Origin of the sequence: Polaribacter reichenbachii, assembly GCF_001975665.1 — a bacterium.
In the GTDB taxonomy this organism is placed as follows: domain Bacteria; phylum Bacteroidota; class Bacteroidia; order Flavobacteriales; family Flavobacteriaceae; genus Polaribacter; species Polaribacter reichenbachii.
The window spans coordinates 1,152,100-1,177,128 of record NZ_CP019419.1 but is presented as its reverse complement, the minus strand read 5'-3'; the positions used below and the strand labels follow the sequence as shown (position 1 = coordinate 1,177,128).

Annotated in this window: 19 protein-coding genes, 1 tRNA gene and 1 pseudogene; 13 read left to right on the top strand and 8 right to left on the bottom strand. The window is 28.6% G+C overall.

The window, feature by feature from the left end:
• The first annotated feature begins 5 nt into the window (after positions 1-5).
• Positions 6-1,649 carry an SGNH/GDSL hydrolase family protein gene (locus BW723_RS04815; RefSeq protein ID WP_068361523.1) on the top strand — a complete coding sequence of 548 codons (1,644 nt, stop codon included), beginning with the start codon at positions 6-8 and terminating at the stop codon, positions 1,647-1,649.
• Between the two features lie 78 nt (positions 1,650-1,727).
• Here BW723_RS04815 and BW723_RS04810 read toward each other — a convergent pair whose 3' ends face one another.
• The gene (locus tag BW723_RS04810; RefSeq protein WP_068361524.1) at positions 1,728-2,942 is read right to left on the bottom strand and encodes an aminotransferase class V-fold PLP-dependent enzyme; all 1,215 of its coding nucleotides are present in this window, start codon (positions 2,940-2,942) and stop codon (positions 1,728-1,730) included.
• 99 nt (positions 2,943-3,041) lie between these two features.
• On the opposite strand from BW723_RS04810, the gene BW723_RS04805 reads away from it, so the two are divergent.
• The 6 genes from BW723_RS04805 (at position 3,042) to BW723_RS04780 (ending at position 9,906) form a co-directional block, all read left to right on the top strand.
• Positions 3,042-4,361, top strand: coding sequence for a serine hydrolase domain-containing protein (locus BW723_RS04805; RefSeq protein WP_068361525.1), 1,320 nt, complete (start codon positions 3,042-3,044; stop codon positions 4,359-4,361).
• Positions 4,362-5,144: 783 nt separating this feature from the next.
• The gene (locus BW723_RS04800) at positions 5,145-6,497 is read left to right on the top strand and encodes a PcfJ domain-containing protein (protein ID WP_068361526.1); all 1,353 of its coding nucleotides are present in this window, start codon (positions 5,145-5,147) and stop codon (positions 6,495-6,497) included.
• Between the two features lie 67 nt (positions 6,498-6,564).
• Entirely contained in the window at positions 6,565-7,257 is a 693-nt protein-coding gene (prfH, locus tag BW723_RS04795; protein ID WP_068361529.1) for a peptide chain release factor H, read from the top strand.
• Positions 7,258-7,366: 109 nt separating this feature from the next.
• The gene (locus BW723_RS04790; RefSeq protein WP_068361533.1) at positions 7,367-7,894 is read left to right on the top strand and encodes a tetratricopeptide repeat protein; all 528 of its coding nucleotides are present in this window, start codon (positions 7,367-7,369) and stop codon (positions 7,892-7,894) included.
• A gap of 116 nt (positions 7,895-8,010) precedes the next feature.
• Positions 8,011-8,094: transfer RNA gene (locus tag BW723_RS04785), tRNA-Tyr, on the top strand.
• Between the two features lie 711 nt (positions 8,095-8,805).
• Positions 8,806-9,906, top strand: a complete 1,101-nt coding sequence (locus tag BW723_RS04780; RefSeq protein ID WP_068361536.1) for a slipin family protein — start codon at positions 8,806-8,808, stop codon at positions 9,904-9,906.
• A 31-nt stretch (positions 9,907-9,937) separates the two neighbouring features.
• On the opposite strand, the gene BW723_RS04775 is transcribed toward BW723_RS04780, so the two are convergent.
• Positions 9,938-10,936: a helix-turn-helix transcriptional regulator gene (locus BW723_RS04775; protein WP_068361539.1), complete on the bottom strand. Its 999-nt coding sequence runs from the start codon at positions 10,934-10,936 to the stop codon at positions 9,938-9,940.
• A 214-nt stretch (positions 10,937-11,150) separates the two neighbouring features.
• On the opposite strand from BW723_RS04775, the gene BW723_RS04770 reads away from it, so the two are divergent.
• The 6 genes from BW723_RS04770 to BW723_RS04745 all read left to right on the top strand — a co-directional run bounded on the left by BW723_RS04770 (position 11,151) and on the right by BW723_RS04745 (position 20,145).
• Positions 11,151-12,542, top strand: a complete 1,392-nt coding sequence (locus tag BW723_RS04770; RefSeq protein WP_068361542.1) for an RtcB family protein — start codon at positions 11,151-11,153, stop codon at positions 12,540-12,542.
• Positions 12,539-13,291: a nucleotidyltransferase domain-containing protein gene (locus tag BW723_RS04765; protein WP_068361545.1), complete on the top strand. Its 753-nt coding sequence runs from the start codon at positions 12,539-12,541 to the stop codon at positions 13,289-13,291. Before BW723_RS04770 ends, BW723_RS04765 begins: the two co-directional genes overlap by 4 nt.
• A complete protein-coding gene (locus BW723_RS04760; protein WP_262904296.1) occupies positions 13,269-14,324 on the top strand; it encodes a nucleotidyltransferase domain-containing protein in 1,056 nt (351 codons plus the stop codon). The genes BW723_RS04765 and BW723_RS04760 overlap by 23 nt, the downstream gene beginning before the upstream one ends.
• A 41-nt stretch (positions 14,325-14,365) precedes the next feature.
• On the top strand, positions 14,366-15,712 hold the full coding sequence (locus BW723_RS04755) for a hypothetical protein (RefSeq protein WP_068361548.1): 1,347 nt from the start codon (positions 14,366-14,368) through the stop codon (positions 15,710-15,712).
• Positions 15,705-18,650, top strand: coding sequence for a DUF6493 family protein (locus tag BW723_RS04750; RefSeq protein WP_068361551.1), 2,946 nt, complete (start codon positions 15,705-15,707; stop codon positions 18,648-18,650). Before BW723_RS04755 ends, BW723_RS04750 begins: the two co-directional genes overlap by 8 nt.
• Before the next feature lie 139 nt (positions 18,651-18,789).
• A complete protein-coding gene (locus BW723_RS04745) occupies positions 18,790-20,145 on the top strand; it encodes a hypothetical protein (protein ID WP_076686336.1) in 1,356 nt (451 codons plus the stop codon).
• A gap of 49 nt (positions 20,146-20,194) precedes the next feature.
• Here BW723_RS04745 and BW723_RS04740 read toward each other — a convergent pair whose 3' ends face one another.
• The 6 genes and pseudogenes from BW723_RS04740 to BW723_RS04715 form a co-directional block, all read right to left on the bottom strand.
• Complete coding sequence (locus BW723_RS04740; RefSeq protein WP_068361557.1) at positions 20,195-20,395, bottom strand: hypothetical protein; 201 nt, start codon at positions 20,393-20,395, stop codon at positions 20,195-20,197.
• Between the two features lie 88 nt (positions 20,396-20,483).
• Positions 20,484-21,797: a Fe-S cluster assembly protein SufD gene (sufD, locus tag BW723_RS04735; protein ID WP_068361560.1), complete on the bottom strand. Its 1,314-nt coding sequence runs from the start codon at positions 21,795-21,797 to the stop codon at positions 20,484-20,486.
• Between the two features lie 69 nt (positions 21,798-21,866).
• A complete protein-coding gene (gene sufC / locus BW723_RS04730; RefSeq protein ID WP_068361563.1) occupies positions 21,867-22,616 on the bottom strand; it encodes a Fe-S cluster assembly ATPase SufC in 750 nt (249 codons plus the stop codon).
• Positions 22,617-22,655: 39 nt separating this feature from the next.
• The gene (gene sufB, locus BW723_RS04725) at positions 22,656-24,101 is read right to left on the bottom strand and encodes a Fe-S cluster assembly protein SufB (protein ID WP_068361566.1); all 1,446 of its coding nucleotides are present in this window, start codon (positions 24,099-24,101) and stop codon (positions 22,656-22,658) included.
• A gap of 38 nt (positions 24,102-24,139) precedes the next feature.
• Positions 24,140-24,534: pseudogene (locus BW723_RS04720) on the bottom strand (four helix bundle protein).
• Between the two features lie 36 nt (positions 24,535-24,570).
• A complete protein-coding gene (locus BW723_RS04715; RefSeq protein ID WP_068361569.1) occupies positions 24,571-24,900 on the bottom strand; it encodes a HesB/IscA family protein in 330 nt (109 codons plus the stop codon).
• Positions 24,901-25,029 lie beyond the last annotated feature (129 nt).

Sequence of the window (25,029 nt, the reverse complement as noted above, 5' to 3'; positions counted from 1 at the left end):
ACTTTATGAAAAATTTTAAATATATAGGTTTGTTCGTTTTATCATTAAGCATTGCTTCTTGTGATGTTAATAATGATTTAGATGCCATACCAGAAGAAGTTGCAGCAGAGGTTGCATTAAATACTAACGGATTAGATTTCTCTTCTTACGTTTCTGTAGGAGCATCTTTTACTGCAGGTTTTACAGATAATGGTTTGTTTAAAGCTGCTCAAGAAAACTCTTTTCCAAACATTTTAGCGAGTAAATTTGGTACTACTTTTAATCAACCATTAATGAATGATAATATTGGTGGTTTATTATATGGTGGCGTTCAAATACAAGGACCAAGATTTTATTTTGATGGTTCTGGACCAGCACCATTAGATGCAACACCAACTACAGAAACAACAAGTGTATTGAGTGGAAGTTTTAACAATTATGGAATTCCAGGAGCAAAAAGTTTTCATTTTGTAGCTTCAGGTTATGGAAACTTACAAGGAGTTCCTTTAGAATTAGCAAATCCTTATTACGCACGTTTTGCTTCTAGCGCTTCAGCAACTGTTTTAGGAGATGCAGTGGCACAAGCACCAACATTTTTTACTTTGTCTGAAATAGGAGGTAATGATGTTTTAGGTTATGCACTTGCAGGTGGTGCTGGAGTAGATCAAACAGGTAATTTTGATGTAACAAGTTATGGCTCATCAGATATTACAGATCCTACAATTTTTGGACAAGTATTTGGTAGTATGGTTACTGCTTTAACAGCTACAGGTGCAAAAGGAGTAGTTGCAAATTTACCATATATTACAAGTTTAGCTAATTTTACAACTGTACCTTATAATCCTTTAGATGCAACTGGTAGTTCTGATTCTTCTGTAGCACTTGCTGCACAAATTCCTACATTAAATGTTGTTTATGGTGGAATAAATCAAGTTTTTACGGCTTTAGGTGAAACAGATAGAATTATTCAATTTTCTTTAGAGACACCAAACCCTGTTATCATTAAAGATGAAGATTTAACAGATTTATCAGCTCAAATTACAGGAGGTTTAATGGCTAGTCCAACTTTCCCTGCATTTGTTCAGCAATTTGGTCTTCCTGCAGAAGCAGCTCCTTTAGTTGCTAGTTTATTTGGCCAGTTTTATGGACAAGCAAGACCTGCAACTTCAAATGATTTACTTGTTTTATCAAGTAGTTCTGTAATAGGTACTATTAATACAGATACTGTGCAGTATTTAATGAGTCAAGGTTTATCACAAACATTAGCAGGTCAGTTTTCTGCAGAAGGAATTTCGCTTCCTTTAGAAGATAAATGGGTGATTACACCAGAAGAACAAGCAGCAATTAAAACAGCAACAGATGCTTACAATACAACCATTTCATCTATTGCTTCTGCAAATCCAAACTTGGCTTTAGTAGATTTTAAAGCTATTTTAGAAGAAGCTTCTACAGGTATTGCTTTTGATGATTATGTATTAACGACAAACCTTGTAACAGGAGGTTTAATTAGTTTAGATGGTGTACATTTAACAGCTAGAGGTTATGCATTAATGGCTAACAAATTTTTAGCTGCTATGGATGCTGAATTTGGTTCTAATTTTACAACTGCAACAGGAGGTTTAGCTGTTGGAGGCGATTATCCAACAAATTACTCACCTGCATTAAGGTAAGTTTTAAAATAAAGATATAAAATAAAAAAGGTTGAGATTTTAAATCTCAACCTTTTTTATTTATTACAAAAACTGTTTTTATGAAAGCATCATTGTTGCTCTTTTAACACCTTGTACAAGAATATCAATTTCTTCTTTTGTGTTGTAAAAAGAGAAAGAAGCTCTTATGGTTCCTGGTATTTTATAAAAATCCATAATAGGTTGCGCACAATGATGACCTGTTCTTACAGCAATACCTAATTTATCTAGAATTGCACCAATATCATAAGGATGAATATCATTTACGTTAAAAGAAATAACAGCAGTTTTTTCTGCGGATGTTCCGTAGATTTTTAAACCATCAATTTTTAATAATTCTGATGTTCCATATTCTAAAAGCTCATTTTCATAATTTGCAATAGCATCAAAACCAACAGAGTTCATATAATCTATTGCAGCTCCAAAAGCAATTCCGCCACAAATATTTGGTGTACCAGCTTCAAACTTATGAGGTAAACCAGCATAAGTTGTTTTTTCAAAAGAAACAGTAGCAATCATTTCTCCTCCACCTTGATAAGGAGGTAATTTTTCTAACCATTCTTGTTTACCATATAACAAACCAACACCAGTTGGCCCACATAATTTATGAGCAGAAGCCACGTAAAAATCTACATTTAAAGCTTGTACATCTGGTTTTATATGTGGTGTTGCTTGAGCACCATCAATTAAAACAGCAGCACCAACTTTATGAGCAGCTGCAATAATTTCTTCTATAGGATTTACGGTTCCTAAAGCATTAGAAACGTGATTTGAGAAAACCAATTTTGTTTTATCATTCAATAAATTATGATAGGTTTTCATATCTAAAGAACCTTCATCAGTCATAGGAATCACCTTTAAAATAGCTCCAGTTTTTTCGCATAACATTTGCCAAGGCACAATATTAGAATGATGTTCTAAGGCAGAAACAATAATTTCATCACCCTTATTTAAAAGTGATGCAAAACCAGAGGCAACCATATTTATACTATGAGTAGTACCAGATGTTAAAATGATTTCATATGCTTCTTTGGCATTAAAATGTTTTTGAATTTTAATACGCGCTTCTTCATATTTGTCTGTTGCTTCTTGGCTTAAAGTATGCACTCCTCTGTGAATATTAGAATTGTAATTGCTATAATAATCTACAATGGTATCAATAACTATTTGAGGTGTTTGTGAGGTAGCAGCATTATCAAAATAAACCAAAGGTTTTCCGTGAACCGTTCTTTTTAGAATTGGAAAATCTTCTCTAATTTTATCAACATTAAACATAAAAATCAATTTAAGTTACAAAGATAAACCTCTATTTTTTAAACCTCTAAAAAAGGCAATATGAATTTCTTATTTTTACATCACTAAACTCTTCTAAATATGAAAATTTTTAAACGAATTCTACTTTTATTATGTATCGTAGTTATTATCGCAGTTTTTTTTAATTATCCAAAATTGAACATAATTGCAGGGTACTCAGCCAAAAACACGGCTTCATCAGTATTTGTAGCAAAGCGTACATTGGAGTTTACAGATAAAACAGACAATAATTTTTCGCCAATAAATTTAGCTACTGATTTAGTTAAAAAGGATAAAAAAGAAGCTACATCGTCTGTATTTAATTTATTAACTAGAAAAGCGATTTACAGAGAGGGTTTAGGAGCTGTTCTAACATTAACAGAAGAAGATGAAACAGCAACTTATTTAGTCCCTAAAAGAGCAAAAGCAGATAATATTACTCCTTATCCTTATGGAAATGCTGAACAGAAAGATACTGTTTTTGCAAACATCAATTATGATAAATTAAACGAAACTGTTGCTTCTGTTTTTGGTAAAAATCAATCTAGAGCAGTTGTAGTCATTTACAAAGACCAAATTGTAGCAGAAAAATATGCAGATGGTTTTACCAAAGATTCTAAAATTTTAGGTTGGTCTATGACTAAAAGTATAATGAGTACTGTTTTTGGTGTGATGCAACATCAAAATAAATTAAAGATAACAGATAAAGCACCAATTGATGCTTGGCAAAATGATGAACGTAAAAACATAAGCATTCATAATTTATTACAAATGAATTCTGGTTTAGAATGGGATGAAAATTATGATAAAATATCAGACGTTACAAAAATGTTGTTTTTAGAACGAGATATGACAGCAATGCAAGAAAATAAGCCACTTTTAGGCAAAATTAATGCTTCTTGGAACTATTCTTCAGGTACATCAAATTTATTGTCTGGAATTGCCCGAAAACAATTTAAAACACATCAAGAATATTTAGATTATTGGTACACAAATTTAATTGATAAAATTGGGATGAATTCTATGGTTTTAGAAACTGATTTGGCTGGTAATTACGTAGCTTCTTCTTATGCTTGGGCAACTCCAAGAGATTGGGGTAAATTCGGTTTATTGTATTTGCATAAAGGTAATTGGAATGGTGAGCAAATTTTTGATAAAGATTGGGCAAATTATGTTGCAACTCCTACACCAACATCAAACGGAATTTACGGTGCACAGTTTTGGCTAAATGCAGAAGGACAAATGAAAGATGTACCTAAAAATATGTATTTTGCTGATGGTTATCAAGGACAAAGAGTGTATGTTTTACCAGATCAAGATTTAGTAATTGTAAGAATGGCACTTTCTTGGATGGAAGAAAATAAGTTTTTAAAAGGGGTTTTGGAAAGCATTAAACAATAATTCCTATATTTTTTGCATATTTGCACTACAAAAGAATAAAAACAGATAAATTTTAATCTATGAATATATTTAATCAACATAAAAACGGACGCTTCTTGCGACTATTTAAAGGTATATTCTAGATAGAAATTTTAAATAATATTGTAAAAACGTCCAAAATTCATTTTTTGGACGTTTTTTTTATGAAATTAATTTAGATGCTAATAAAAAGTGTAAGTCCAAGTTACATAACACAACTTCAATGAGTTATCTAAACTCATTATTTCTGATTAAATTCAGACAAGAATTCTATTCCTTAAACTTTACTTAAAAAACTGATAATCAATAAATTAAATTATATTTTTATTTGTGTAATTCAAAAAGTCATTTTAAGTTTGCATCGCAATAAAGCAACAAAATAATATTGAAATGTCACCTTGAGCGCAGTCGAAAGGTCTTTCAAATAAAAACGAAGTACAATGTTTAATTATTTACATAACAAAAGCATACAAACAGAACTAGGTTCTTTTTATAGCTTACTTCGCGACTTTCACAAATACAAATAGAAATTACCTATTATATATGAAAAGTCCGAAGTTGTAAAATTTTCGGACTTTTTTTATGCCTTACCAAAAAGTTTAAGCAAAAGTTCGAAACTCAAAAAAATAGATAAATAAGCTGATTAAGCTGCATTTATCAACAGAATATTCTAGCAATACAAATTGTTATGAGTTTTCTGAAAGAAAGAGTATTTGCCAAATTAAGTGGCTTTACTGAGTTAATCATCTCGTAAAGAACTTTAAAATGAAAACGAATTGGAACACAAAAAATATAAATATCCGTGAAAATAGTTTTTTAAAACTTGTTGAGAAAATAGATAAATCAAATAACAAGCCAACACGTTATAAAGGAACTATAGAAACGATGCTTCTTGAGTTTTTTGGAAAAACAAGTAAGAAGAAATACATCTGGAAAAGAGCAACTTTTAAAAGATTATTAATTCATACATATAATCAAAAATGTTATGGTTTGCTTAGAGATTACAATAGTGTTGAGGTGCTACTTCATATAAGTACTTTTGGTAATCGAATGGTTAACAATATAGAAAATTGGGAGCGTAAAGGTTTTGATAAAGAAGAGCAATTAAGATCTTTAATCAAACACAGTTTTGCTATTTATGAAACACCAATATTCTTAGAAAACGCTTTTTTTGGAGTTGATAAAAAATTTATGCTTTGGTTTATACAATTAGGTAAAGGTAAAAGTGTAAAAGAATTGACTCAAATGCCAATTCGTTTAACTAGTAAAATGGCTCACGAATTTAAGAATGCTCCTAATGTTTTTGAACCCAATCAAGCATTGTGTTTTGCGCAAGCTTTAGGTTTTGGAGCCTCTTTAAAAACGGCTAAAGTTATCGGTTTTTCTAAGTTATCTAATATCAATGAAAGTGAAGAAAAGTTCTGGGTAACAGTGGTTCAGTTTTTTGCAAAAGAAACAACTTTAAAAGCTACTGAATTAAACCAAATGTTAGATTATTTGGCTTATAAATTAAGAGAAAACAAAAGTTTTTCTATGAAAAGTAGAACACAAAAAGCTTTGCTGTTTCAGGCTAATGAGTGGCAGAAAAGAGTTTATAGAGATGAGATTGGTAATGTTTTAAATTGGCAAGCTTCTGGAATAAAACCATTGTATTTAGAAGAATTTGAAAATGGAAAACCAGTGGTTTATAAAACAGTAGAACTATTAAATTCTATTTCACTGTTTGATGAAGGTAATGTAATGCATTACTGTGTTGCAGGGTATGATGAGGATTGTAAGTATAATGGCATAGCCATATTTTCTTTACAAAAAGAAACTATAGGTAAATCAATAACTCGTTTGGCAACCATAGAAATTGGTCTTAAACAAAGACAAATTTTTGAAGCAAAAGCAAAATATAATGATGAGCCAAGTGTAAAATCTTCGGAATTGATTGATTTATGGGTTAAAAGCTCTAAAATTAAGCCAATGGAAGAGGAAGTTTATGAAGCTTTTCTACCTGATGATAATGTTAGAGTTGATAATGGGGTTTATGTTGCTGATAAAAATTATGATACAGTAACTGTAATAAAAGTAGTCTTTTGGATTCTATATTTCATCGTAAAAGCATTACTGTAAAGTAAATAAAAGAGAAGATGGTTCCAATAAATATCATCTTCTCTTTAATAGAAAATTAATTAAAAAAATGGAAACAAAAACAATACAAATATCTGCAGGAAAAGGACCTGTAGAATGTGAATACGTAGTTGCAAAAGTGCTTAGAATATTCTTGTTAGAATTGATAAACAACAAGATTGATTATACAATTCTTAATAGAGAAACAGGAATAGCAAATGGTACTATACAATCTGTAAGTATTCAATTAAAAGGTAATCAACTTACTGAGTTTTTGCAACACTGGTTGGGTACAATTCAATGGATAGGAACCTCAACATTTAGAAAGTTTCACAAACGTAAAAACTGGTTTATTGGTTGTTTTGAGGTTAAAGGATTAAAATCAATAGAGATTAAAGGGAACGAAATCCAATTTCAAGCCATTAGAAGTTCAGGGGCAGGAGGTCAACACGTAAATAAAGTAAGTTCTGCAATTAGAGCAAAACATATACAAACAGGTTTACAAGTTTTGGTAATGGATAGTAGATCTCAACATCAAAATAAAAAAATAGCTATTAAAAGATTACAAGAAAAAGTAGCTAGTTTTAATTTAGATCAGGCAAATGAACAGCTTAAAAATCAGTGGGAAAATCATCAAAAATTAGAAAGAGGAAACCCAGTTAGAGTGTTTACAGGGAGTGATTTTAAACAAATAAAAAAAAGTAAATCATTTAAGAGTAAAAGAAATCAACTTAAAGATGATTTACGAAAACAATTAGAATAAAAAGTTTTGTCAGTTCGAGTGATTTTTCAAAATGAAATGGAGAAAATTACTATAGAGAACAAGAAAAGATTTCATTAGAAGTGACAGTTCATATTAACAAATATAAAAAATGGGAACATTAACTAACAATTACTTGTTTAAAGCATTAGAAAATTATCCTTATGAATTAGATGAGGTTATGGAGGCTTTAAATTATGCTTTGTCTTATAATGAAAATAATACAATGGCTTTAACATTAATGGGTAAAGTGTGTGCAGAAAAGTTATATAAATACGATGAAGCTATTGGTTATTTTAAAAAAGTGTTAGCCATAAATATCAATGCTTTTGAAGTCTATGAACCTTATATAAGAGTTTTATTATGGAATGAAGATTATAAAGATGCTGATAATTTTATTGACTTTGCTTTAAAAGTGAAAGGATCTGATAAAGCAGTTTTATATTTAAAGAAAGCCATTTTAAATGAGCAATTAAAAGAGTACAAAAAGGCATTATCATTTATAAAATTAGCAAAAGAAAACGCATTTAATAATGATTTTATGTTCAATTTAAATGAAATAAAAGATAGAATTAAAGGGAAAATTCCAAAGAAAAAGAAAGTAAAATCATCAAAAATTTCGAAGAAAAAGAAAAAATAATTTTACTACGCAAATAGATTGCGCAATTATGTAGAATATTTGCAGTGATATAATGAAAAAGAAAAGAAGTTCACCTCACTTTAACAAGATGTAAAGTGAGGTTTTAAGAAAGAAAAGGAAGTATTGAGCAATTGGTTGGCTCATCAGATTGTAAATCTGGTTTCATTAAGAACGTGTAGGTTCGAGTCCTATTACTTCCACATCAAGCAAGTCTTGTTGGGTGTTTCTGTATAGCACTATTGTATAATTTCGTGCAGTTTTGTATTCGATATTTATATGCAACTAGTCTTGAAGGTTTCTTTGGGTTCTTTGCCAAAAAAGAATCTATCATTCTATGTACGAAGGTTCGAATCCTTCTCACAATTTTATGTGATAGCAAAGCCTGGTTAATGCAATAGAGAAAGTGTGGGTTCGAGTCCCACTTCCGAAAAATTCGGAATGGCGAAACTGGTAGACGCGCTAGATTTGGGTTCTAGTTTTTTTGATGAACTTAAAATTCATCCTTAACAAGCCTCATCAACTTGTAAAAAAATGATGACCAAAAGAAAGAAACAATACGTTTTAATGAGTTCATTTCGAACACTCAAAAACGTACTTGAAATTTTAGGAGAAAGTTAAGAAAGTAATGACTTTTTATAAATCAATTGAAGTTAGATATGATTTCAATCCATTTTTAAAAATGATTTATCAACTTTAGTTTCAAATTAGAATTTCCGTTAGTTGATGAGCATTGCAACGTATTGTTTTTAATTAAAACAGACACTTTAGTCTTTACTAAAGTAACATATAAATTGTCTTTCCTGTGAAAACAGGAATCTAAAAAATATTTCTTGGCTAAAGAGAGTATTAAATAAAGTTGAATCATTCTGAAACCATAAAAAAGAAGTTTTCAGAAATAAAAATTAGAAGAAATGAAAAGAGTAAGAATTAATGTAGGAAAAGTAGGATTGGTCTTCAAAAATGGCGATTACCAAAAAGTAATTACTCAAGGCAATCATTGGTTATTTTTAAATCAAAATGTAATAGTATATGATTTAACACAAGAATTTTACGCATCTGTAGCAATAGAGGTTTTATTAAAAGATATTGTTTTAGCTGATATGTTAGAAATTGTTGAGGTTAAAGATGATGAAATTGTTTTTGTATATGAAAACAATAACTTTAAAAGAGTATTAGAATCTGGTAGATACTTCTTCTGGAAAGGTTTTGTTGATAGAAATTTTGAAGTGATTGATAAAAGTAAAATCTATATTACAGAGAATATTGATAAAGCTTTGTTTGCAAATTTTGAAGTAAATAAATACATCAGATTATTTGAAGTTGCAGCTTACGAAAAAGCAGTTTTGTTGGTGGATGATGTGTATACAAAAACCTTAACAGGTGGTACTTACAGATTTTGGAGAAATGATACTTCAATCAAAATTGCAAAATTAGATATGAGGCAATTACAATTAGAAATTGCGGGTCAAGAATTGTTAACAAAAGATAAAGCAACTATTAGAATTAACTTTTATACACAATATAGAGTTATGGATGTTGAAAAAGCTTTGTTAGAAAACAAAGACTATGAAAAGCAATTATATATTTTAATGCAATTGGCTTTAAGAGCTTATGTTGGTAATTATACCTTAGATGAATTGTTAGAAAATAAAGAAAATATTGCAAATGCAGTTTTTGATAAAGTTTCTAAAAACACAGATATTTTAGGTGTAAAAATTATAAACTGCGGAATGAGAGATGTAATTTTAACTGGAGATATGAAAGAGATTATGAATCAAGTTTTAATTGCACAAAAAACTGCTCAGGCAAATGTAATTACTAGAAGAGAAGAAACAGCTTCTACTAGAAGTTTGTTAAATACAGCTAAGTTAATGGAAGATAACGAAATGTTATTTAAGTTAAAAGAGATGGAATATGTAGAGAAAATTGCTGATAAAATTGGCGAGATTACAGTTTCAGGAAATGGAAATATGGTAAAACAATTAAAAGAAATTTTTTCAGTAAATAAGTAGTATAAAGCATCAGTAGAAATATTGATGCTTTTTATTTATAATTTGCAGTTGCTCTATGTAATTTACCTAAAATACGATTGCGTAATTTATCTGGTTTTATAACTTCTATTGAGTCTCCAAAGCCAAGAATCATTCGTTCTAATTCATAATTTATTTGAACAAAAATATTGAAAATTACACCATCTTCTGTATGTTTTATAGTTCTTTGAGATTTATGAAAAGGCTTTGTAATTACATAAGGTGCATTTTTTTTATCAATCCAAAACTGAATTCTTTCTGCTCTAGATCTAGAAACTGTAACACCAACTACATCTTTATAAAAAGTATCTCCATCAATATTTAAATCTATGTATGAAACATTTTCTTCAATCGAAATTTTAGATATTCTATCCAAAGCTAAAGTCACGTATTTTGTGTTATTACCACAAAGTAAAAACCAACGATTATTAAATTCTTTTAATAACTGAGGATGTAAAATCATATCATTTGGTTGATGGGCACTGAAAGATTGATATGTAATTTTTAATACTTTCTTTTGTTGTATGGCAGCATAAATAGGATCTATAAATTCCAATCCTTTTAATTGTTCGTTTTTATCTAAATGGATAATTGATTTTTTATTTTTTTGTGATGAATACACAGAGTCTTCCAGACGTTGTAAAACTCCATCCATTTCTTTAAATAAAGAGAAGTCTTTAAACTGGCGTAATAATTGTATGGCTTCATTCATCACTTTAACATCATTGTCTGTAACAGGAATATTGGTTATACTATAATCAGGTTCAGCATATTTATAAAAGCGTCTTTCATAGACTTCAATTGGTGCATTGTAACCCAATTTATCACTTCGCATTAATTGAATATCTAACTGAATTGTGCGTTTGCTAACGTTTACATCTTTGCCTTCATATTCGTATAAAGCATCAGAACAAGCTTCAATTAAATCATCTAAAGTCCATTTTTTGAAGTTGTTGCGTAAACAATAATCAATGGTTTTATATCTGATAAGAGCGTTTTTGTTGGAAGCCATAAGTAATAGTTTTGATTGTCAGTTCGAGTGATTTTTCTAACGAAGTAAGAGAAATTATATCAAGAATTTGATAAAAATAGAAAATAAATTTAACTACGCAAAAAGATTGCGCAATAGGGTAAGATGTTTGTAGTGGAATTATAAGAAAGAAATTCTTTCTAAATTGTAATCGCTCCACAAAACAAGGAGTTTGTGGAGCATAATTAAAAATAAAATGAAAAATAAAAATTTAATATCAGGAAAAGAAATTATAGCATTAGGTTTTAAACCAGGAAAATGGTTTCCAGAAGCTATAGAACATATCAATATAAATGAATTATCAGAAGTTGAAACTATTGCTTATTTAGAGCAATTTAAACCAGCACCAACCATCGATTTATTAGAAACAATTGCAGATTTAAAAATTAATATTAAAGCAGAAAATAAGTTGGAAGCAACTAATGTAAATTCGGTTGTAAAATCAATGCAAACCTTAATGAAAACACCAACAATTGTTGGTGGAGCTGTAATGCCAGATGCTTGTCCAACAGGACCTGAAGGAATAATTCCTGTAGGTGGGGTAGTAGTAGCAAAAAACGCAATTCATCCAGGAATGCATAGTGCAGATATTTGCTGTTCTGTAATGTTAACAGATTTTGGTAAGGCAAATCCAAAAGATGTTTTAGCCGCAGCACATTCAGTTACTCATTTTGGGCCTGGAGGAAGAGACAGAAATTCGCAATTCAGATTTCCTTCGGATTTATTAGCAGAAATTGAAGCAAACCCTTTTTTAAATAACCAAAAATGTATTTCTGCTGCAAGAACACATTTAGGTACGCAAGGAGATGGCAATCATTTTTTGTTTGTTGGTACATCTAAAAAAACAGGAAATACGATGTTAATTACACATCATGGATCTAGAGGTTTTGGCGCAAATTTATATAGTAGAGGAATGAAAATTGCAGAAAAATTTAGACAAGAATTATCGCCTAAAACCTTAAAACAAAATGCGTGGATTCCTTTTAACACAGAAGAAGGTAAAAACTATTGGGAGGCTTTGCAAATTGTAAGAAAATGGACAAAGAAAAATCACGAAGTTTTACACGATGCAACCTTACATAAATTAGGAATTCAGCAAGAAAATAGATTCTGGAACGAGCATAATTTTGTGTTTAAAGATGGAGATTTGTTTTACCATGCTAAAGGAGCAACTCCTTTAGATAAAAAGTTTATGCCAGATATTACTGGTCCAAGATTAATACCTTTAAACATGGCAGAACCTGTTTTAATTGTTGATGGAAAAACAACTGATAACAATTTAGGTTTTGCACCTCATGGAGCAGGTAGAAATGTGAGTAGAACACAACATAGAAAAAGTAAAACGGGGACTGTAAAGGATATTTTTAGAGAAGAAACCAAAGGTTTAGATATCCGATTTTTCTCTAATGAAATTGATATTACAGAGTTACCATCAGCTTATAAAAATGCAGCTACTGTAAGAGAGCAAATGGAAGAATTTGGTTTAGGAGAAGTTATAGATGAGGTAATGCCTTATGGTTGTATTATGGCTGGTAATTGGCAAAAAAATGCACCTTGGAAAAATAGGAGAAGACAGGAAAGAAAATGAATAAAAAACTAAAAGAAATAGAAAAAAGCAAAAATATAAATATACTTTTTGCTTGTGAATCAGGAAGTAGAGCTTGGGGTTTTGCTTCACCAGATTCAGATTACGATGTACGTTTCATATATACGAAACCATTAGAATGGTATTTATCTGTATCAGAAAAAAAAGATACCATAGATATTATGGATGGAGATTTTGACGGTGTCGGTTGGGAATTGAAAAAACAACTAAAACTAATGATGAAATCTAATATTCCAGCTTTAGAACACTTGTTTTCTCCAATAATATATTCAGGAGAAACACTTTTTATTGATGAAATGAGAGCTATAGGTTTAGAATGTTTTTCGCCTATAAAATCAATGTTTCATTATTTGAGTATGAGTAAAAAATATCAGGAGAAGTTACAAAAAGATAGTATAAAACTAAAAGATTTATTTTATGCTTTAAGAACATCTTTGGCAGGAAAATGGATTTTAGAGCATAACACTTTACCTCCAGTCGTTTTTGAAAAAATGCTAAATTTAGTTGATAAAAATTTTGAAAGTGAAATTAGAAATATAATGAAAGTTAAAAGTGAAAATGAAGAAAATTATATGCATCCTAAGAATGATAATGTTATAAAACTAGTTTCTAATTTGATTGCTGATAACAATAAATATGCAAAATCATTATCTTCTGGGAAACCAGATAGTGAACGTGTAAATGCATTTTTGTATAAAAATTTAACTAATGATAACAATTCAAGAACTTAAAAAATCAGGAAGTATAATTTTTGAATGTATTAGTGGTAGCAAGGCTTACGGTCTTGCTACTCTTAATTCTGATACAGATATTAGAGGTGTTTTTATATTGCCAAAAGAAACTTTTTATAGTTTAGATTATGTAGGTCAAATAAATGATGAAAAGAATGATGTTGCTTTTTATGAACTGAGAAAATTCATAGAATTATGTGCAAAGAATAACCCTAATATTTTAGAAATGTTGAATGTGCCTGACGAGTGTATTTTATATAAGCATCCGTTATTTGATGAAATAAAAAAGGAAATTTTCTTATCAAAACTATGTAAAAATACTTTTGCAAATTATGCATTTACACAAATAAAAAAAGCAAGGGGGTTTAACAAAAAAATCACGAATCCTGTTGATAAAAAAAGAAAATCCGTTGATGATTTTTGTGTTGTAAATGTTAGAAAAAAATCTATTTCTTTAAATCAATTTTTATCAGAAAATAGTTTGAATAAAGAGTATTGTGGTTTGGCAAAAATTACTCATATTAAAGATTTTTATAATTTATTTTACAACGAAAAGCTGAATTATAAAGGTGTTTCTAAAGAAAATGCAAATGAAGTTTGTTTGAGTTCGATACCAAAAGAAGAAGAACCAATTGCTTTGCTATATTTTAATCTAGACGGTTATTCTTCTTATTGTAAGAAGTATAAGGAGTATTGGTCTTGGGTAGAAAAAAGAAATAATGAACGCTATAAAAGTAATATTTCTCACAATAAGAATTACGATGCAAAAAATATGATGCATACATTTAGGTTGCTTCATATGGCAAAAGAAATTGGAGAAGAAAGCTTAATTAAGGTTAAAAGAAATGATAGAGATTTCTTACTATCTATAAAAAATGCAGAATTTGAATATGAAGATTTAGTTGAAAAAGCTGAAAGAATAAAAAATGATTTGGATATTATTTATGAAGATTCAAAACTACAAGAGGTACCAAATTTAGTGGATGTAAATAAGCTTCTTATAAGTATTAGATCAGAATTTTATAATCAATAAAACAATATTTTAAAGAGATTTTATTACATTTAACAAAAAAATTGGCAACAGAATCTTTAAGTTACAAATACAATTCAGCATCGACTATTGAGAATAAAAATGGTAATGAGAACTTACTTTTATCTAAATTTAATGAAGTTGAAAAAGGAAATTCACCTTGCTTTTTTTGGGGTAAATTAAACAATCCTTACGAATTATCAAGATGTTTAATCACCTTGTCTAACGTTGTACAATCTAGTTTTAATTTATCGCCATTTCAAATGGCTTTGCTAAAAGATCCAATTGTAACAGCAGGTAATAATCAGATTCGTTTTGAGGGGTTTTCTCATTGTGCAGGTGTTTATGCAAGAGTTGATATTCTAGAAAATGGTCAAGATGGAGAATTTATTGAAAACGGAACAACAAATGTCGATTTTAACACACCGCTTATTTCTGAATTAGGAAAAATAAAAAAAAATGATGATTTAGTACTTTCTGTTGGTCAAAAAGAAGTTGGTTTTCATAAAGAAGGCGAAAGTTTTATAGAACGAAAAGTACCTTTGCCTAGTAAATGGATAAAGGGTTTAACAACGGTTCAGCATTATTTTTCTGAATCTGAATATGGTCTAAAATTGAATAGAATTCAAGCCATTCAATTATTTAAAACAATTCCTTCTGGTAAAGTTAAAACAGATTATTTTTTAATTAAAAGAGGTAATAAATATTTGTTTTCACCTTTAAAATCAAAGACTGCAATTTGTATTGGTGGTATTCACCGATTAAAATTGCTGCAACCTTTAATTCCTTTAATAAATAGTTTAGATATTTATCCTCACAAAGATTCACAGTCTGTAACTTTTATTTTAGGTTTTAAAGAATTGAATTTTGTGTTTTCAGTTTCTAGAGATTTTTGGCGTGGCTTTTCTGGAGAAGGGGCAGCATTAGAGTCATTAATAGAAGATTTACCCGACTCTTTAGTAAAAGCATTTGATAATTATTCATTTACAAATCAAGAATTTAATCCTACTTTAATGGCTTTTGAAGAAAATATAGATGTTTCTAAAATCGAAAATTTATCAATAAAACTTTCAGCAATGGGATTGTTGGGTTATGATTTGGCCAAAAATGGATTTTTCTACAGAAGATTACCATTTAAATTAGAAAGAATCTTATCCCTCAACCCAAGATTAAAAGGTGCTGAAAAATTACTACAAGAGAATAAAGTAGAAATTACCTTACACAATGATAATGAAATAGAGGCTAAAGTGGAAGGTTCAGGAGTTTTACATTATGTTATTTTAAAAGGTGATATTCAAAAATGTACATGTATTTGGTATAGTAAGAATCAAGGAGAAAGAGGGGTTTGTAAACATATTTTAGCAGTTAAGAAAAAGGTGAAGTATGATTGATGAATTAAAAAAAGAGTTACAACAGATTATTCATCAAGAGAAAGAAAAAGAAATAATTCCTTTTTTAAAAAAAATAACTTTTAAAGAGAAAAAAGCATTAGTTCCTTTTCTAAAAAAATACAAAGAACAAATTTTTGAAACATATACTGTAGAAGAAAAATCGAAATGGGGTTTATCTTTTTCTCGTAAGGATAAACATTCAATAGAAAAAAGAGATTTAATAACAAAAGTATGTTTTGTTTGTTATAACAAAACTGATTTTAAGAAAGCATTTTGGAACTCGGTTAATATAATTACAAGTGATGAGTATATAAATGATATAATTCCTTGGTATGTTCCTAATTGGTATAGCAACCTTATAAATGAAGAAAATTCCTGGTCTTTAGATTATTTAAAAACAATGTTTTTAATGAGTAAAGGTTTGTTAGAACCTTCTAACAATTTAATAGTTAGTAAATTACCAAATGCAATTATAGATAGTAAAACTATAAATGGTATTAATGTAAATAGTTATACGCCAGAGGTTTTAGAGAGTTATTCAGTAACTTTAAATGAACATATTTGGTTAATTTTTGAAGAAGATTCATCCATAAATAATAATTACATTAATTATAGATTAAATAATTATAATAAAAAAAATGATGTCTGGATAGATACTTTTATTGATTTAGTAGAAGCTAAAAAATTGGATAGAAATAAAGTTTTAGAAGCATCTATATTAACATCAACAAAAAATTTTAATCAAAATTTAACTGGTTGGTTTTTTGACCTATTTATAAAATTAGCTCCAACAAATGATGAAGTTTTAGCTTTACAAAACGAACTTTTTTCTGCATTAAATTCGCCACATTCAAAGGTTGTTAACACAGTTTTAAGATTTTTTAAAAAAGTAGGTAATTTAAAAAAGTTTCAGCAACTAAATTTTATAGAAAATTGTTCTATTTTATTAAATTCAGAAACAAAATCTGTAGTAAATTCTACTTTAATTTTATTAGATAAAATTGCAAAATCTAACAATAAACTAGTTGAAGATATTTGTTTGAAAACTACAGAAGCTTTATTAAATGTTGATGATAAAATTCAATTAAGAGCCTCTAAAATAATTTCTAAATATGGCAATATCGATTCTGTTGAGTTAAAAGATGAAGTAAATCTATATCAAGAATCATTATTTTATTCTTCTAAAAAAGTTTTGAGTGTTTTTATTGAAGGTTCTGAAGAAGATGAATTAGCTATAGAAGAAGAATTGAGTACCCAAATACTAACAGAATCAAATAGAGTAGAAGTATACTCAACTTTTGATGAGTTATTGTTTTTTGTAAGTCAAGTATTAGATAATAATGGTGTACATCATATTGATTTGTTTTTATCTTATGCTCCAAGATTAAATTTATTAATCAATAGCGAAAATGTATCTAAACTAGAGCCTATTTTTAAAAGAGCATTAGATTTAACTTTTAGTTTTGAGAATAGGAATAGTCAAATAGGAGAACTTGAATTTAAAGCTGCTTACTATTTGAATGATTTTTCAGAAATTTTGATGGAAAAGTATGCTAATGAGCTTCAAAATTTTAAAAATTACAAAACCAATAAAATCCAAAAGTTAAAAAAAGAGAACTTTTTTAGGCATTATAAAGGGAATTTAAAAGAGATTGAATATCAATCTATCAATAATCGAGTTTATCATATACATCAATCTTTATTTATAGCATCAAAAAAGCTTATTCAAGCTAAAATGGCATTAGAATTTTTATCAACACCTACTCATTATCCTTGTTGGGTTGCTCCAGAAATCTTGATTGATAGAATAAAAAAATATGAAAATAGTACTATAAAAATTAACCCTTATGATATACAAATTGCAATTGCAAGATTACCTTTAAATGAATTTGATGATTCTTTACTTCATAAAATAAATGAGATTAGAAACAAAGAGATTCAAGAAACACTTAAGTATTTTTATAATTTTTTACCATTAAAAGAAGCTAATGTTCTAAGAAAAGATGTTTGGATGCAAGCAGTATTATGTAAGAAGAATTCAGACGATATAAATTACTTTAAAGAGACTTTTGAATATAAGTTAGAAAAAGAAACTACAGATTATAAATGGGATTGTAAATTACAAGATCATATTTATAATGTATACGATTATGAAAAAAGAAAAAATGTATATAAAACTATTCAGAAAAAAGAGATTCGTTTTTTTACTACAAAAGAAAAAATAAAAGAGACTTTTATACAGCAAATAAAATCGTACTTAAACCCTAAAAAAGAAAACAGTATTGTAAGTATGTACAGCTATATTCGCTTTAACAAAAGACAATATGAAACAGTAATCACACCAAAAGATGATGTGAAATTTTTGAATTTAGCGCCTAATAATCCTGAAGTGTTTTTACAACAAGTTGTAAAATATGTTTTGAGTGAATCTACTTTTACAAGTGAAACCAACAAAAAAAATATGGTAAATATTTTAAAAGGTTTATTTGATATCTGGTGTAGAAAAGATTATCAAGAAAGTGTATATTTATTTTTAGCAGCTAGTTTTTTATGTAGTGATAAAGTTTCTAGAGAATTAGCCGCAGAAATTTGGATTAAAGCTGTGTCAGAAAATAATTTTAAAACTGAGTTATTTGGTCGTGTTTTAGGTAAATTGCAGTATAATGAATATGGTTCTTTTAAGCGCTTTACAGATTTATTAACTTTAAATCTATTAAATATCTCGAAAAATCATAATAGAAACTTGCTAGTTTTATTGAATGCTATGATTGCAAATATGAATGAAAAGCCTTTAAGAAATACTAAAAAATTAGTTGATATTCTATTTGAATTAAAACAAGCTTTTAAAGATTTTGAGTTAAGCGATAAAACAAAAGATAAATTAACTTTATGGAGTAAGACAAAGTCTTTGAGTTTAGTTATCAAGAAAATAATTTAAGCTAAACCAAAAAACCACTCAGAATATGAGTGGTTTTTTCTTTCTTGTAACAAACAGTAGGTTTTTACCTCTAATAAATAAGCTACTTTAACATAAATAAAATAAAATCAACCCAATAAACTATATTTATAAATAAAAAATGATGCTAAAAAAAGGTTATATCAACAGAAGAAATTTTTCAATACATATTTCTAAAAAGAAAATATTTATTGGTGGGTTTTTAGGCGTTTTTATTTCTTTATTTTTTTATGCTTTTTTAAAACTAATGAGCAAGCTTTTATCAGTTTTAGATGCTCAGATAAACAATTATGAATTAATACTGCTAACAGAAAGTCAAAAGAATTTTTACAGTTTTTTTGTTGCTTTTATTGCAGTTAATTTTTCCTTTTCTATCATTTTTGAATTTTTTACAAATACACCAAAGAAGTTTTTTGAGAAAAATAGTATTAAGAGAAGAAGTATTCTAGGTTTACAAAGGGTTACCAATTGGGGTTTTTTAAACTGGTTTTGTAGAATAGCTTTTGTTTTTGGTCTTTTAGCATTTAGTTTAGAATCACAGTTTTTATTGGCAGAAGTTGAATATGTAATTTACCTAATTATTATCGTATTTATAGGACAAATGTGGATGTCTTTAAGGCCGTTTTTAAAGCATCAGAAATTAAAAATATTTTTAGTTTTTATAACTTCTATTTTACTGTTAACGTTTACCCTTTCTAAAATTGAAATTATTGATAATGATGCAATTAATAAAGCTATTTTATCAAATAATAGGTTGTATAATTATAAAATAGATAGGGTTACTTCTAGGTATTATAATAAATCACCTAGAGACAGATCGTTGTATTTTAACCTTTATTTTAAAGAGGTTAACAATACAATAATTGTTAAGGCTGATGTTAATTATTCAGATTCAAAATCAGAGACCTTATCTGAAATAATAGAATTTTTTAAAGGTAGATACCCAAAAGCTTTAAAGCCCTATTTTAATTATATTCTTCATATTGATAAAGATTTAAAAATGAAGGATGTAAAACAAATTCATCAAATTTTACAAAACCAAGGAGTTCAAAAAATCTATTACTCTTTAAAAGATGAGCAAAAACCGTTTTATTTTAGATCTAAAAAGTTCTTTGAAAATAAACTTAATGATTACAAACTAGAAGAAATTAAGTCTAAACCTATTAAAATTGAAATTTTAGATAATGGTAAATTTTATTACCAAAACGATTCAATTTCTAAACAAGAATTAAGAACTATTATAGTTGATAAAATAAAACATGAAGGTGTTTCACCATTTATAATAACATTTAATAACAATACAAGTTTTAAGGCTTATTTTGAAGTTATCTCCTTAACTAAAAATATTATTAATGAGTTTAGAGATAATTATACTCAAAAAGGATATCAGCAAGAGTATAATTCGCTTTCAGAAAATATTAAAAAAGAAATAAAAGCAAAGATTTACTGGGTTTTTATTGATGATTTAAAACAATAAAAAACCACTCAGAATATGAGTGGTTTTATTTAATATATCTATAACTTTATTACTTACCTTTTATCAAACTTAAAGCTACAGCAACAACACCAAGTGCTAAAATTACATAAGCGTTTGTGTTATCTTGAGCTTCTAGTAAGTCTAAATCACCAATAGAAACTTGTGTTTCTGGTTGTACTATGGTGTAAACTCCATAAGCACATAAAATAATTCCGATTATAAGTAATATTAATTTTATTGATTTGTTCATAATGTAATGGTTTAATTAATTCATTACAAAATTATAATAGAAAGCAACTTTATTTTAGCGCATTTACAATAAAATTGAACTGATTTGCTTATAAATCAAAACCAATGTTAACACCTAATTTCTTAGCAATTAGTTTTGTGATTCTAGATTTTACCTCAGGAATTTTTACACTTTCTAACACTGTATTCGCAAAAGCAAACATCAATAATCCTTTACCTTCTTTTTGTGGAATTCCTCTTTGTTGCATATAAAACAAAGCATCATCATCTAATTGACCTATGGTACAACCATGAGAACATTTTACATCATCAGCAAAAATTTCTAGTTGAGGCTTTGCATTAATTGTAGCTTTATCACTTACTAAAACATTGTTATTTTGTTGGTAAGCATTGGTTTTCTGAGCTTCTTTATTAACGATAACTTTTCCGTTAAAAACACCTGTAGAACGCTCATCATAAATTCCTTTATAATCTTGATGAGATTCGCAATTTGGCTCTATATGATGCACTAAAGTATGATGATCTACATGTTGTTTACCCTCAATAATAGTAACTCCTTTTAAAATAGAATCGATGTGTTCTCCATTTTGATAAAAGTTCAAATTGTTTCTAGTGATGTTACCACCAAAAGAAAACGTATGTACAGAAGCAACACTATTCGATTTTTGATCTACATAAGTATTATCAATCAAAGAAGCGTTTATATCATCATTTTGAATTTTATAAACATCTACAGTAGCACTTTTATCAACAAAAATTTCTGTAACTACGTTAGATAAAACTGCGTTAGAGGTTAAACTTTGATGACGTTCTATAATTTGAACATGTGCATTTTCTTCTACAACAATTAAGTTTCTTGGCTGCACCATTGTTGTAATATCTGCACAGGTAGAAAAATTAATGATTTGTATAGGCTTTTGTACTTCTACATTTTTCGGAATGTGAATGTAAGCGCCTTCTTTTGCAAAAGCTGTATTTAAAGACGTTAAATTGTCTTGCTTTGCTACTTTATTAAAATACTTTTCTATTACAGGTTTGTATTTTGGTTTAGAAAAAGCGGCAGACATTAAGCAAACGTCTATTGTATCGTGTGTTGTTTCAGATAAAAACGGACTGTATTTACCATCAATAAAAACAACTTTATAAGTGTCTATATCGTGTATAAAATACTTTTTTACATCCGCTAATTCTACAGCTGTACATTTGTTAGGAAAAATACTGTAATCTTCTTTTAAAATTGCGTTTAAAGAAGTGTATTTCCAAGCTTCCAACTTTTTGGTTGGGAAACCTAATTTTTCAAAATTTTCTAGTGCTTCTGTTCTAATATCATGCACATCAGAATCGATGTTTACATCATTCTCAAAAGCTACATATGATGATAGTATTTTATCTTTTAATTCCATCTTTTCAGTTTTCAGTTTTCAGTTTCAGTAGGCAGTTTTGTAAACTGAATACTGCTACTGCAAACTTATTTACACCAATTCCTGCTTAATCCAGTCATAACCTTTAGCCTCTAATTCTAGTGCTAAAGAAGCATCACCGGTTTTTACAATTTTACCATCGTATAAAACGTGTACAAAATCAGGTACTATATAATCTAACAAGCGCTGGTAGTGTGTAATTACAACTACAGCATTGTCTTTAGATTTTAGTTTGTTTACACCATTTGCAACAATACGCAAAGCATCAATATCTAAACCAGAATCAGTTTCATCTAAAATGGCTAATTTAGGCTCTAACATTGCCATTTGAAAAATTTCGTTACGTTTCTTTTCTCCACCAGAAAAACCTTCGTTTAAAGAACGCGATAAAAATTTACGATCTATTTCTAACAATTCAGATTTTTCTCTGATCATTTTTAACATGTCTTTTGCAGGCATGTCTTCTAAACCTTTTGCTTTTCTTGTTTCGTTTATGGCAGTTTTAATAAAGTTGGTTACAGAAACTCCAGGGATTTCTACAGGATATTGAAACGATAAAAACACGCCATTATGTGCTCTTTCTTCTGGAGCTAACTCACTAATATCTTCACCATTTAACTCAATAATACCATCTGTTACTTCATATTCTTCTTTACCTGCAATTACATTTGCCATAGTACTTTTACCTGCACCATTTGGCCCCATAATTGCGTGAACTTCACCAGCTTTTACTTCTAAATTCAATCCTTTTAAAATTGATTTCCCTTCGATTGAAGCGTGTAAATTGTTAATTTTTAACATAATAACAATATCTTATTTATTTAATATTTTTTTAATTTTTTATCCTACAGAACCTTCTAAAGAAATTTCCAATAATTTTTGAGCTTCTACAGCAAATTCCATTGGTAATTTATTTAATACCTCTTTACTAAATCCGTTTACAATTAAAGCAATTGCTTTTTCTGTATCTATACCACGTTGATTACAGTAAAATAATTGGTCTTCACCAATTTTACTTGTAGTGGCTTCGTGTTCTATTTGAGCCGATTTATTTTTGGCTTCTATATAAGGAAAAGTGTGTGCACCACAAGCATTACCCATCAATAAAGAATCGCACTGAGAGAAATTACGAGCGTTTTCTGCTCTAGAATTTATCTGAACTAAACCTCTGTATGAGTTTTGAGATTGACCAGCAGAAATACCTTTAGAAATAATAGTAGATTTTGTGTTTTTACCTAAGTGAATCATCTTAGTTCCTGTATCTGCTTGTTGAAAGTGATTAGTCACTGCAATCGAATAAAATTCACCTACAGAATTGTTTCCTTTTAAAATACAAGAAGGATATTTCCATGTTACAGCAGAACCCGTTTCTACTTGTGTCCAAGAAATTTTTGCATTTGTTTCGCATAAACCTCTTTTGGTTACAAAGTTAAAAACTCCACCTTTTCCGTTTTCATCACCAGGAAACCAGTTTTGTACAGTAGAATATTTAATTTCTGCATCATCCATTGCAATTAATTCTACAACAGCAGCATGTAATTGGTTTTCATCTCTTTGAGGAGCAGTACATCCTTCTAAATAAGAAACGTAACTACCTTTATCTGCAACTACTAAAGTTCTTTCAAACTGACCTGTTCCACCTTCATTTATTCTAAAATAAGTTGATAATTCCATAGGGCATTTAACGCCTTTTGGAATGTAACAAAAAGATCCATCAGAAAAAACAGCCGAATTTAATGCTGCGTAAAAATTGTCTGTAGTAGGTACAACTGTTCCTAAATATTTTTTTACCAATTCTGGATGTTCTTGAATTGCTTCTGAAATTGGCATAAAAATTATTCCTTTTTCTCCCAATGTTTTCTTAAAAGTTGTAGCTACAGAAACAGAATCCATTACAATATCTACTGCAACGTTTGCTAGTTTCTTTTGCTCATCTATAGAGATACCTAATTTCTTAAAAGTCTCTAATAAATCTGGATCAACTTCGTCTAAAGAATTTAATTTAGGTTTCTTTTTTGGTGCAGAATAGTAAGCAATTTCCTGAAAATTTGGCTTCGGATATTTCACGTTAGCCCAATCTGGTTCAGTCATTTTCTCCCAAACTCTAAAAGCCTCAAGTCGCCATTCTGTCATCCATTCTTGCTCATTTTTCTTTTTAGAAATTGCACGAACAACATCTTCATTTAACCCTTTTGCAAAGGTTTCACTTTCTATATCAGTATAAAAACCATATTCGTACTCTTTGGTTTTTAATTCTAGTTCTAAATCGTCTTCTGTATACTTCATTGTTCAAAGTTCTTTATTTAAAATTCAAAGTTGGCTTGTTAACTTTTATATTTACTTCCTTTGAAATCACTTATTTTTCAAATAACTGATAAAACCACCAATCATTTTACTTAATACAAGTGCTTGTTCTTTTAATTTATTAAAATCTTTTTCATTTACATAATTTCTATCAAAAACTCGATATAATTGAGACCTTGTTTCTCCACAAGATGCTTTTGCTATTGATAAAAATTGAATAAACTCTTTATTCCCATTTCTTTCAAATCCTTCTGCAATATTATCCATAATTGAACCAGAAGAACCATCTATTTGATTATATAATCTGTAATCTTTTTTTAATTCTGTATTATTTGCAACTGTATTAATGTCATTACAAATGAATTCTAGAAAGTTTCCAAATTTCTAAATCTTCGAACATTTTAACAGTTGGCATAATTTTAAATCTTAAACTTTAAATTTTGAACTTAGTTTATAGTGAAAAACTCTCCCCACACCCACAAGTTCTATTTGCATTTGGGTTGTTAAACACAAAACCTTTTCCGTTTAAACCTCCAGAATATTCTAAAGTTGTGCCTACTAAGTATAAAAAACTTTTTTTGTCAACAATAAGTTTTACGTTATTTTCTTCAAAAACCTTATCATTTTCATATTGGTTTTTATCAAAAGTTAAATCGTAAGATAAACCTGAACAACCACCACTTTTAACGCCAACTCGTACAAAATCTTTTTGCGCGTCAAAACCATCATCTGTCATTAGCTCAATGACTTTCTTTTTTGCTGTGTCTGAAACTTTTATCATAATTTTAAGTAGATTTAATCTAAATTGCCCACAAATATACGATTTAACTAATGTATTACACCACCTAAAGTTATTAGTAAGTTAAATAAAGCTATTGATTTTAATGATTTAACATTACTTTTTAAGTAT

Excerpts from the sequence above, each read along its gene's own strand:
- BW723_RS04790 (WP_068361533.1), top strand. The coding sequence starts at position 7,367 with ATGGGAACATTAACTAACAATTACTTGTTTAAAGCATTAGAAAATTAT.
- BW723_RS04715 (WP_068361569.1), bottom strand. The coding sequence starts at position 24,900 with ATGATAAAAGTTTCAGACACAGCAAAAAAGAAAGTCATTGAGCTAATG.
- BW723_RS04805 (WP_068361525.1), top strand. The coding sequence starts at position 3,042 with ATGAAAATTTTTAAACGAATTCTACTTTTATTATGTATCGTAGTTATT.
- sufD (WP_068361560.1), bottom strand. The coding sequence starts at position 21,797 with ATGGAATTAAAAGATAAAATACTATCATCATATGTAGCTTTTGAGAAT.
- prfH (WP_068361529.1), top strand. The coding sequence starts at position 6,565 with ATGGAAACAAAAACAATACAAATATCTGCAGGAAAAGGACCTGTAGAA.
- BW723_RS04775 (WP_068361539.1), bottom strand. The coding sequence starts at position 10,936 with ATGGCTTCCAACAAAAACGCTCTTATCAGATATAAAACCATTGATTAT.
- BW723_RS04740 (WP_068361557.1), bottom strand. The coding sequence starts at position 20,395 with ATGAACAAATCAATAAAATTAATATTACTTATAATCGGAATTATTTTA.
- BW723_RS04750 (WP_068361551.1), top strand. The coding sequence starts at position 15,705 with ATGATTGATGAATTAAAAAAAGAGTTACAACAGATTATTCATCAAGAG.
- BW723_RS04800 (WP_068361526.1), top strand. The coding sequence starts at position 5,145 with ATGAAAACGAATTGGAACACAAAAAATATAAATATCCGTGAAAATAGT.
- BW723_RS04765 (WP_068361545.1), top strand. The coding sequence starts at position 12,539 with ATGAATAAAAAACTAAAAGAAATAGAAAAAAGCAAAAATATAAATATA.
- BW723_RS04815 (WP_068361523.1), top strand. The coding sequence starts at position 6 with ATGAAAAATTTTAAATATATAGGTTTGTTCGTTTTATCATTAAGCATT.
- BW723_RS04810 (WP_068361524.1), bottom strand. The coding sequence starts at position 2,942 with ATGTTTAATGTTGATAAAATTAGAGAAGATTTTCCAATTCTAAAAAGA.
- BW723_RS04760 (WP_262904296.1), top strand. The coding sequence starts at position 13,269 with ATGATAACAATTCAAGAACTTAAAAAATCAGGAAGTATAATTTTTGAA.
- sufB (WP_068361566.1), bottom strand. The coding sequence starts at position 24,101 with ATGAAGTATACAGAAGACGATTTAGAACTAGAATTAAAAACCAAAGAG.
- BW723_RS04745 (WP_076686336.1), top strand. The coding sequence starts at position 18,790 with ATGATGCTAAAAAAAGGTTATATCAACAGAAGAAATTTTTCAATACAT.
- BW723_RS04780 (WP_068361536.1), top strand. The coding sequence starts at position 8,806 with ATGAAAAGAGTAAGAATTAATGTAGGAAAAGTAGGATTGGTCTTCAAA.
- sufC (WP_068361563.1), bottom strand. The coding sequence starts at position 22,616 with ATGTTAAAAATTAACAATTTACACGCTTCAATCGAAGGGAAATCAATT.
- BW723_RS04770 (WP_068361542.1), top strand. The coding sequence starts at position 11,151 with ATGAAAAATAAAAATTTAATATCAGGAAAAGAAATTATAGCATTAGGT.